At 67.8% G+C, this 9737-nt stretch carries 7 protein-coding genes; 5 read left to right on the forward strand and 2 right to left on the reverse strand.

Features of this window, described 5'->3' with window-relative positions:
* The 5 genes from I73_RS11965 to I73_RS11985 all read left to right on the forward strand — a co-directional run.
* A partial coding sequence (locus I73_RS11965; RefSeq protein WP_022980828.1) for a DUF1302 domain-containing protein occupies positions 1–1499 on the forward strand: 1499 nt, incomplete at its 5' end.
* Between the two features lie 32 nt (positions 1500–1531).
* Entirely contained in the window at positions 1532–2938 is a 1407-nt protein-coding gene (locus tag I73_RS11970; RefSeq protein ID WP_022980829.1) for a DUF1329 domain-containing protein, read from the forward strand.
* A gap of 61 nt (positions 2939–2999) precedes the next feature.
* The gene (locus I73_RS11975) at positions 3000–4073 is read left to right on the forward strand and encodes a YCF48-related protein (RefSeq protein WP_051049187.1); all 1074 of its coding nucleotides are present in this window, start codon (positions 3000–3002) and stop codon (positions 4071–4073) included.
* A gap of 20 nt (positions 4074–4093) precedes the next feature.
* Entirely contained in the window at positions 4094–6643 is a 2550-nt protein-coding gene (locus I73_RS27580) for an RND family transporter (protein WP_022980830.1), read from the forward strand.
* Positions 6644–6760: 117 nt separating this feature from the next.
* The gene (locus I73_RS11985; RefSeq protein WP_022980831.1) at positions 6761–7543 is read left to right on the forward strand and encodes an enoyl-CoA hydratase/isomerase family protein; all 783 of its coding nucleotides are present in this window, start codon (positions 6761–6763) and stop codon (positions 7541–7543) included.
* 34 nt (positions 7544–7577) lie between these two features.
* Here I73_RS11985 and I73_RS11990 read toward each other — a convergent pair whose 3' ends face one another.
* Entirely contained in the window at positions 7578–9182 is a 1605-nt protein-coding gene (locus tag I73_RS11990; RefSeq protein ID WP_022980832.1) for a GMC family oxidoreductase, read from the reverse strand.
* Positions 9182–9737 (reverse strand): aldehyde dehydrogenase (locus I73_RS11995; protein ID WP_022980833.1); only part of this gene is annotated, 556 nt, incomplete at its 5' end. The genes I73_RS11995 and I73_RS11990, both read right to left, overlap by 1 nt.

Here is a 9737-nt window from a genome sequence, read left to right on the forward strand (position 1 = left end):
CGATACTTCGCCAGGCCGGCGAGGTCTACACCACCCGCTTCGACGCCTACAGCGAATACGACCTCTCCTATCAAAGCACCTCCGGCCTGCGCCTGAGCGCCGCCGGCTGGTACGACCCGTCTTTCCCCAGCCATCCTCGCGTCGGACCGGCCGGTGCGGCCAACTCGTCGTTCGGCCCCCAGGGGAACTGGCCCAGCAACATCAAGCGCTACTACGGCAGCGGCGCCGAGATGCTGGATTCCTTCGTCTACACCCGCGTGGACCTCGGTGACGTGCCGGTCAGCTTCAAGGCCGGCCGCTTCGCGCAGGTCTGGGGCGAGAGCGTGTTCGGCGGCGTGGGCGGCTCGAATTCCATCGGCTATGCCCAGAGCCCCAACGACGGCCGCAAGTCGTCGCAAAACCCCAATGCGAGCCTGAAGGAGACGGCGGTCCCCACCGCGCAACTGAGTTTGGTCTTCAACGTCGCCGACAACGCGAACCTGTCGATGTACCGCTCGTTCGAATGGCGTCCGGATCGCGTGCCGGGCAGCGGCACCTACATGGGCTTCGGCGACGGCGTGGGCGGCGCGCCCTACCTGTTCTGCAACCAGGCCGCGGGCCTCTGCTATCCGTACGGCTCGTCGCTGCGCGGCAGGGTCGGCGACTGGGGCGTGCAGTACAAGGTGCGCCCGAGCTGGGTGGACGCGAGCGTGTCGGTGAACTACCGCCAGTTCTCCGAGAAGGCGCCCTGGTACGCTGTCTGGGACATGGCCGACGGCATGCCGGGCCTGGGCCAGGCGCGGTCCGTCTACGGCCGCGACACGAAGATGGCGGGCGTCACCTTCAACACCACCAAGTGGGACGTGTCTTGGGCCGGCGAGCTGAACTTCCGCAAGAACGCGGCGCTGGTGTCGGATTTCTCGGCGCTCGCGCCGGCGGCGCTCGGTGGTGGGAACACCTCCGTCACGCCCACGCAGGGCGCGCGCGGCAACACGCTGCACGCGCTGCTGAATGCCCAGGTGGTCCTCGGCAAGACGCCGCTGTGGGACACGCTGACGATCGCCGCCGAAGGGGCCGTCACCCACCTGATGAAGGTCACCGAGAACGCCGAACTGTTCCAGGCCGCCGGCAGCGGCTACGCGCCAGTCGTCTGCAACATGGGCGCCGAGGCCAGCCCCACCGTGGCCGGCTGTGCCAACCGCACCGCGGAGTCGCTGGGCCTGTACTTCGATCCGACGATCTATTCGGTGTTGCCCAGCGTCGACCTCGAGATCCCGATCTTCATCCAGGCCAACTTCCACAACTCGCCGCTCAACAGCGGCTCGACCGCGGGCTTCAATACGCTGTCGGCAGGCCTGAAGGCGACATGGAACACCGAGTCGGGACCTCAGGTCTTTCAACTGACCTACCTCGGCTTCACCAACCGCACTTCGGCGGGCAATACGCAGGGCCATGCCATCCTCGGCGCGCCCTATTACGATCGCTCGCAGATCCAGTTCAGCTATACGGCGAGCTTCTGAAGAAGCCTAGACCACGAGACAAAGGATCCATCATGAATCGGCAAGCAAAATGGGTTGGCACGCCCCTGGTCGCCGGCATCCTGGCCGCGGCAACGTCATTGTCCTGCGTGGCGGCCTCGCCGGATGACGTCGCCCGCCTGGGCAAGGACTTGACGCCCTGGGGCGCCGAGGTCGCAGGGAACAAGGACGGCAGCATCCCCGCCTGGAGCGGTGGTCAGAAGGCCCTTCCTGCGGGCTTCAACCCCAACGGCGGCGGCAAGCGCTGGGTCGATCCGTTCGCCGGCGAGAAGCCGCTGTTCACGATCACGGCCGAGAACGCGGCGAAGTACCAGGACAAGCTGCTCGGCTCGACCCAGGAACTCTTCAGGCGCTATCCGAAAGACTTCCGAATGGAGGTCTACCCCTCGCACCGCACCGTGTGGGTGCCGGACTGGGTCAACGCGAACACGGCGAAGAACGCAGCGAGCGCGAAGATCCTGCCCAACGGCTATGCCCTGGGCGGGGCCTTCGGCGGCATTCCGTTCCCGTTCCCGAAGACCGGTCTGGAGGTCTGGTGGAACAACGAAGTCCGCTACAAGGGCACCTACCACCGCAACAACGTGGGGACGTGGACCGTGGACAGCGCCGGACGCAGGAGCCTCAACGGCGCTTTCATCTCCGACCTCTACTTCCCCAACTTCGACCAGGAGGTCGGGCGCGAGAAGTTCCTCGCTGGCGATGGCCTGTACTACAAGGTCTACAACGACTACACCGCGCCCGCCAGCCGCGTCGGTGAGGTGAACCTGTACTGGACCTGGTACGACCAGAGTGCGCATGCCGGCAAGGGCTGGATCTACACCCCCGGCACGCGCCGCGTGCGCACGACGCCCGACCTGTTCTACGACACGCCCTGTCCTGGCTACAACGGCGGCATCACGATGGACGACATCCAGATGACCTACGGGCCGCAGGACCGCTTCGACTGGAAGCTGGTGGGCAAGCAGGAGAAGCTGATCCCCTACAACAACTACACGCAGCAGTTCGCGACGACGTCCGCGCACATCCTGACGCCGAACTTCCCGAACCCGGAAGACATGCGCTGGGAACTGCACCGCGTGTGGGTGATCGAGGGGACGCCCAAGGCCGGCGTGCACCACATCTATTCGAAGAAGGTGGTCTACATCGACGAGGACTACGGCAGCAGCGAGATGGAGACCTATGACAAGGCCGGCAAGATCTTCCGCGCCGGCTGGTCGACGATGGTCGAGCTGTACGACATCGGTGTCCCCTACAGCTTCGGCAACTTCTTCTTCGACTTCTCGACGGGCATGTACTGGCTGGGCAGTCATCCGGGCGATGCGAGCGTGAAGGGGCTCGAGTTCCCGAAGGACGACAGCTGGCGGAAGTCCCGCCTGCCGATGCTCACGCCCGAGTACCTGCAGGCCAACGGCATCCGTTGACCCGTCCCCAGCCGCCCGGGACGCTGCGAGCGTCCCGGGCGGCAAACCCATTGCACGCGATATGTCGAATTTCCGCATTTGCCACTTCTTGGTCGGACTGGCGCTTTGCACTGCGGCCTGCCTCGCGCAGGCTGCGTTCAAGGATCCGTTGACCACGCCCGCGATGCCCACGGCACGCGCCGCGCAGGCGCCCTTGACGGCGATCGTGCGCGCAGGCTCCCGCCTCATCGCTGCAGGCTGGCGCGGCGTGATCGTGGTGTCCGACGACGATGGCCAGACCTGGCGTCAGGCGAGCGTTCCGGTGAGCGAGGATTTCACCGCGCTCAGCTTTCCCACCCCGACGCACGGCTGGGTCACCGGCAATGACGGCATCCTGCTGGAGACCAACGACGGCGGCCTGACGTGGACCAAGCGACTGGACGGCAATGCTGCCGCCGCCGTGATGGTCGATACCTACGGCGCGCAGGCGAGCGCGAAGCCGGCCGACGCGGCCGTGAGCGCCGCGCTCAAGGCCGCCAACGACTACCAGGCGCAGGCGCCGGCCCGTCCCTTTCTCGATGTCGCGTTCCTGGACAATCGCACCGGCTACCTGGCCGGCACCTACGGCCTGCTGTTCAAGACCACCGACAGCGGCCACAGCTGGAAGCCCCTCATCGATAGCGCCGAGAATCCCGACGGCTACAACATCTACGCCATCCATGCCGACCCCGAGGGTGTCTTCCTGGCCGGCGAGCTTGGCCTTGTGCTCCGGTTCGACGCGGCCAGCGGTCGCTTCGTCAAGGTCAAGACGCCCTACGACGGTTCGTTCTTCCTTCTGGCCGGAAATTCTTCGATGCTGATCGCCGCCGGCCTGCGCGGCCACGCGTTCCTGAGCGTCGACCAGGGCGGGAGCTGGGTGCCGGTGGACTTCCATGGCGCAAGCCCCGCCACGTTCTCCGGCGCGACGACGCTGCCCGACGGTCGAGTCGCGCTTGTGACGCTGGCCGGCCAACTGTTCGTCAGCCGGGACCAGGGCCGCGACTTCACGCTCGTGCCGACATCCTCCCCGATGCGCTACAGCGCGGTCGCGCCCGCCGGACGCAACGCCGTCGCGGTGGTCGGGGCCCAGGGCGTCCGCATCGAAACCATCAAGTGAGCCCCCACGGAAAGAATGAGATGAGTGACAGCAACAGTATTGCGATCGACGAGGCGCCAGTCGTTCGCGATGTCAAGGATTTCGACCGCAATTCCGGAGGCTGGCTTGAGCGCCTGATCTTCAACCACCGCGCATTCATCCTGCTGGTGATGTTGCTGGCGTCGGTGTTCCTGGGGTGGGAGGGGTCGCGCCTGGTGGTCAACGGCAGCTTCGACCGCCTGATCCCGCAGAACCACCCATACATCAAGAACTACTTCGACAACAAGGACGACCTGCGTCCGATCGGCAACGCGGTGCGCATCGTCGTCGAGAATACCGACGGCACTGTGTTCGACCGCGACTATCTCGAGTTCCTCTCGAAGGTCAACGACAAGGCCTTCCTGATCCGGGGCGTCGACCGGCCTTGGGTGAAGTCGCTTTGGATGGCAAGTGTGCGCTGGCAGGAGGTGACCGAACATGGCTTCGAGAGCGCACCCGTGATGATGCAGGGCTTCACCGGCACGCCCGAGCAGATTGCCCAGGTCCGCGACAACGTGCAGCGCGCCGGCATCATCGGCTCGATCGTCGCCAACGATCTGCGCTCGAGCATGATCGTTCTGCCGCTGCTCGACACCTATCCGGACAGCGGCAAGGCCATCGACTACGGCGAGTTTGGGCGCGAGGTCGAGAGCCAGATCCGCGCGATGCAGACGCCTAAGTTCCGCATCCGCGTGGTCGGCTTCGGCAAGCTGGTGGGCGACCTGATCTCCGGCCTCGGCATGGTGCAGATCTTCTTCGCCGCCTCCGCGCTGATCGCGACCGTGGTGGTGCTGGTGTACACGCGCTGCATCCGCAGCACGGTGCTGCTGGTGACCGCTTCGGTGCTCGGCGTCGTGTGGTTGCTTGGGCTGATGCGCCTGTTCGGCTTCGATCTCGACCCGTACTCGATCTTGGTCCCGTTCCTGATATTTGCCATCGGCTTGTCGCACGGTGCCCAGAAGATGAACGGCATCATGCTGGACGTGGGGCGCGGCACCCACAGGTACGTCGCCGCGCGCTACACCTTCCGGCGCCTGTTCCTCACCGGCCTGACAGCGCTGCTGACCAACGTGGTCGGCTTTGCCGTCATGATGGTGATCGACATTCCCGTCATCCACGACATGGCGCTGACCGCCAGCATGGGCGTGCTGGTGTTGATCTTCACCAAGCTGGTTGTCATCCCCGTGGCGCTGTCGTACATCGGCGTCAGCACATCGGCCGCGCAGCGTAGCGTGCGAGAGAACCGCGAGGACCGCACCGGGCGCGGCATCGCTTCGCGCTTCTGGACGCTGCTGGTGGCGTTCACGCGCCGCGGCCCCGCCACCGCCGCCGTGATCGCCGCCGCGATCATCGGGGGCAGCACCTACCTGGTCAGCCGGCATGTGCAGGTCGGCGATCTCGATGCGGGGGCGCCGGAGCTCCGCTCGGACTCGGTCTACAACCGCGACATCGCCTACGTCAACGAGCACTACGGCCTGTCCACCGACCAGTTCGTCGTGATGGTCCAGGGGGCCTCGCCCAAGGATCCAGCGTACAAGAACGTCTCGCCGTCCGACGAGTCGCTGACCTGCGACCGCGACAAGTTCAAGCTCATCAGCACCGCTGACAAGCTCGAGTGGACCCTGCAGAACACGCCCGGCGTGCAGGCGACAACCTCGGCCGGCTCGATGAGCCGTTACCAGAACTCGGGCCTGAACGAGGGTAATCCGAAGTGGCTCTTCAACAGCCGCAGCCCACGTCAGCTCTACGGTGCGGTGCGCCAGCTGCTGGACTTCCAGCCCGGCACCATCACCACCGACTGCTCGTTCATTCCGGTCACGGCCTATCTCTCCGACCACAAGGCGGCGACGCTGGCGGGCGTGCTCGCGGCCGTGGAACGCTTCGCGGCCGAGAACTCGGACAAGGACGTCCACATCCTGCCTGCCGCCGGCTCCGCGGGCATCGAGTCGCTGACCAACATCGTCGTCGCCAAGGCGCAGCACGAGATGCTGTTTCTCGTCTATGGCGCCGTGATCCTGTTGTGCTTCATCACGTTCCGCGACTGGCGTGCGGTGCTCGTAGCGCTGATCCCGCTGCTGATCACCTCGTCGATCTGCGAGGCGTTGATGGTGTGGCTGGGGATCGGCATCAAGGTGGCCACGCTGCCCGTCATTGCCTTGGGAGTGGGCGTGGGCGTGGACTACGCGCTGTACATCCTGTCGATCCAGCTGGCCTTGCAGCGCCAGGGCGTTCCGCTCGCCGAATCGTATCGGCGCTCGCTCGAGTTCACCGGGCGCATCGTTGCGCTGATCGGTGTGACCATGGCCGCCGGCGTCGTCACCTGGGCCTGGTCGCCGATCAAGTTTCAGGCGGACATGGGCATCCTGCTGACCTTCATGTTCCTGTGGAACATGATCGGCGCGTTGATCCTGATCCCGGCGCTGTCCCACTTCCTGCTGCCCGGCGTGGGTGCGCGGGGAGCCGAGGCAAAGACGGAGTCCGGCGCCGCCCCGCGCGTGCGCCAGGACGCCCAGGCCGCGCGATCGCTGCCCCACCAGCAGGCCATACACTGACCCTGGCCGGGGCAGGGCCGCGAGCGACATCAGCAGTACGAATTCAGCGGCACAGACGGGGGCGTCTGTGCCGCCCCACGGTCATGAGAAGCCGTGAATCCGGAGGACCGATCACCCATGAACACCGCTCCCGGCGATGAACCGGTGCTCGTCGACCGCGACGAGGACATCGTGACCTTGACGCTGCACAACCCGACCCGCAAGAACGCCTTCTCGGCCGCCATGCGCGATCGCCTGGCGGTGCTGCTGGCCGAACTGGACGACGACCCGCAATGTCGGGCCATCGTTCTGACCGGCCACGGCGGCGAGTTCTCGGCCGGCGCGGACCTGGCCGGCTTCGGCGAGACCAGCGTCCGAGCGTGTCGCAGCCGGCTCAAGCGGGGCGGCATGCCGCTGATGCGGCAGATGCTCGCCGGAAGCAAACCGCTGGTGGCAGCGGTGGAGGGCCATGCCTTCGGCGCCGGCCTGGCGCTTGCGTCGGCCTGCGACTACCTGGTGGCGGCCGATGGCGCGAGCTTCTGCTGCGCCTTCACCCGCGTCGGCTTCATCCCGGACATGGCGCTGATGCACTCCTTGCCCCACCGCGTCGGCATGGCGCGCGCCAAGCAGATGATCGCCCTGGCCGAGGTCATCCCGTCGGAGCGGGCAGAGCGCCTCGGCCTGGTCGATGAACGGGTGAAGGACGGCGAGTCCTTGGCTGCCGCGCGCGGCGTGGCCCGTCGCTTCGCGGACGGCCCGCCCCTGGCCTTCGAGATGGTGAAGTCGGTGTTCGCCCGCGGCCTTGAGGACATGCTGCGCGCCGAACTCGACCTGCAGCCCATGCTGTGGCTGTCCGAGGACCATCTGGAAGGCAAGCGCGCCTTCGCCGAGCGTCGCAAGCCGCGCTTCCAGGGGCGTTGACAGCGCCGCCGGGCGCTCGGGCCCGGGCCGCAGGTCAGCGGCGGCGCGCGGCCGCGATCATCTCCGCGGCCTTCTCGGCGATCGCGATCGTCGGCGCGTTCGTGTTGCCGGAGATGATGTTGGGCATCACGGAGGCGTCGACCACGCGCAGGCCGTCGACGCCGCGCACGCGCAGTTCGGGGTCCACGACCGCCTGCGCGTCCGAGCCCATGCGGCAGCTGCCGACCGGGTGATAGCCGATGCCGACCCGCTCGCGGACGTAGGTCTCCCAGGCGGCGTCGGTGCCGGGGATGACGGCCGGCTCGTGGGGGCCGACGACGTGGTGGCGCAGCGCCGCCGCGTCGAACACCTCCGCCACCTTGCGCGCGCCGGCGATCGTCAGCGCCAGGTCGCGCGGATGTTCGAGCAGCGCGTGCTCGATCAGCGGCCGTTGTGCCGGATCGGTGCTTCGCAGGCGGATGCGGCCCCGGCCCGAGGGGCGCACGACCTGCGAGCCGATCGTCACGCCGGCGCGCTTGGCCAGCGACGGATGGCCGCCGACGAAGCCGATCGCCAGCGGCAGGAAGCTCATCGCGAGGTCGGGCTCCGGTCGGTCGGGCGCGCTGCGCACGTAGGCCATCGCGTGGACCGCGATCGACGCCAGGATGCCGCGCCGGGTTGCCGCGTAGCGCAGCAGGTGGCCCGCGAGCCGCAGGGGACCCACCATTGTGTTGTACGTCGGCAGGTCGACCAGCCGGCTCTGGGAGACGCCGCAGTGCTCCTGCACGTTGCGGCCGACGCCGGGCGCGTCGACCGCCACCCCGATGCCGAGTGCGGCGAGCTCGTCGGCGGGACCGATGCCCGAGCGCAGCAGCACCCCCGGCGACGCCAGCGTGCCGGCGCTCAGCAGCACCTCGGCGCGCGCGCCGAAGCGGCGGCGCGATCCGCCAACGATGGCCTCGACACCGCGCACGCGCCGGCCGTCGATGTGCAGGCGATCCACCAGCGTGCCGGTCAGCACGCAGAGGTTGGGGCGCTTCATCGCGGGGTCGAGATAGGCGGCGCGAGTGCTGCAGCGCTTGCCGCGACGGGTCGTGCCGAGCACGAGGAACGAGCCGTCGAGCGTGCCGTCGCAGTAGTCTTCGCGCGAAGGCATGCCGCATTGGGCCGCGGCCTGGAGGAAGGCGCGGGCGAGCGGATGCAGCACCCGGGGCGGCGAGACGCTCAGGGGGCCGCTGGTGCCGTGCGTGGGCGATGGCGGTCCGTCGAAGTGCTCGGACTTCAGGAAGTACGGATACAGGTCGTCGAAGCCCCACCCGGGGCAACCCGAGTCGCGCCAGTCGTCGTAGTCGCCGCGCTGGCCGCGGATGTACACCATGCCGTTCATCCCGCTGCTGCCGCCCAGCATCCTGCCGGCGGCCCAGGTGGTGCTGCGGCCCATCGCAGAGGCGTCCGGCGCAGTCGGGTAGATCCAGTCTGCCTTCGGATTGCCCATCAGCATGAAGCTGCCGGCCGGCATGTCGTAGACGAAGCCCCGGCCTTCGTGGCCGGCCTCCAGCAGCAGGACGCTCGTGCCCGCGTCCTCGCTGAGGCGCGCGGCCAGCACGCTGCCGGCCGAGCCGCCGCCGACGACGATGTAGTCGAACTCGGTGCCGGTCATCACTGAATGCCGCGGCGGGCGATGAAGACGTTCTTCAGCTGCAGGTACTCCTCCATCCCCGCCCAGCCGCCGACGCGGCCGAAGCCGCTCTGCTTGTAGCCTCCGAACGGTGCCATCGGCGCCATTCCCGCGAAGCCGTTGATGCTCACGTAGCCGGCTTCGAGCCGTTCGGCGATGCCGTGCGCGCGATCGAGGTCGCGCGTGTGGAGGTAGGCCCCCAGCCCATATCGGGTGCCGTTGGCGATGACCAGCGCCTCCTCGTCGTCGGTGAACGGCGTGATGGACAGCACCGGGCCGAACACCTCGTTCTGCTCCAGCGAGCTGCCGGGCCGCACGTCCGCGAACACCGCCGGCCGGAGGAAGAAACCGTCGGCGAGATCGCCGCCCAGGCGCGTGCCTCCGCAGACGAGGCGGGTGTCGGCCCGGGCACGCTCGATGATGCCTTCGATGCGCTCGCAGGCGGCGCGGCAGATCACCGGTCCGGACACCGTCCCCGCCGAGAGCGGGTCGCCACGGCGATGCTCTCGGCCACCGCCGCGGCGCGCGCCACCATCT

Origin of the sequence: Ideonella sp. B508-1, from assembly GCF_000333615.1 — a bacterium.
Classification (GTDB): Bacteria; Pseudomonadota; Gammaproteobacteria; order Burkholderiales; family Burkholderiaceae_C; genus Ideonella.

Bases quoted from the DNA above. Each gene is read 5' to 3' on its own strand.
- I73_RS11975 (WP_051049187.1), top strand. From the start codon at position 3,000: ATGTCGAATTTCCGCATTTGCCACTTCTTGGTCGGACTGGCGCTTTGC.
- I73_RS27580 (WP_022980830.1), top strand. From the start codon at position 4,094: ATGAGTGACAGCAACAGTATTGCGATCGACGAGGCGCCAGTCGTTCGC.
- I73_RS11970 (WP_022980829.1), top strand. From the start codon at position 1,532: ATGAATCGGCAAGCAAAATGGGTTGGCACGCCCCTGGTCGCCGGCATC.
- I73_RS11990 (WP_022980832.1), bottom strand. From the start codon at position 9,182: ATGACCGGCACCGAGTTCGACTACATCGTCGTCGGCGGCGGCTCGGCC.
- I73_RS11985 (WP_022980831.1), top strand. From the start codon at position 6,761: ATGAACACCGCTCCCGGCGATGAACCGGTGCTCGTCGACCGCGACGAG.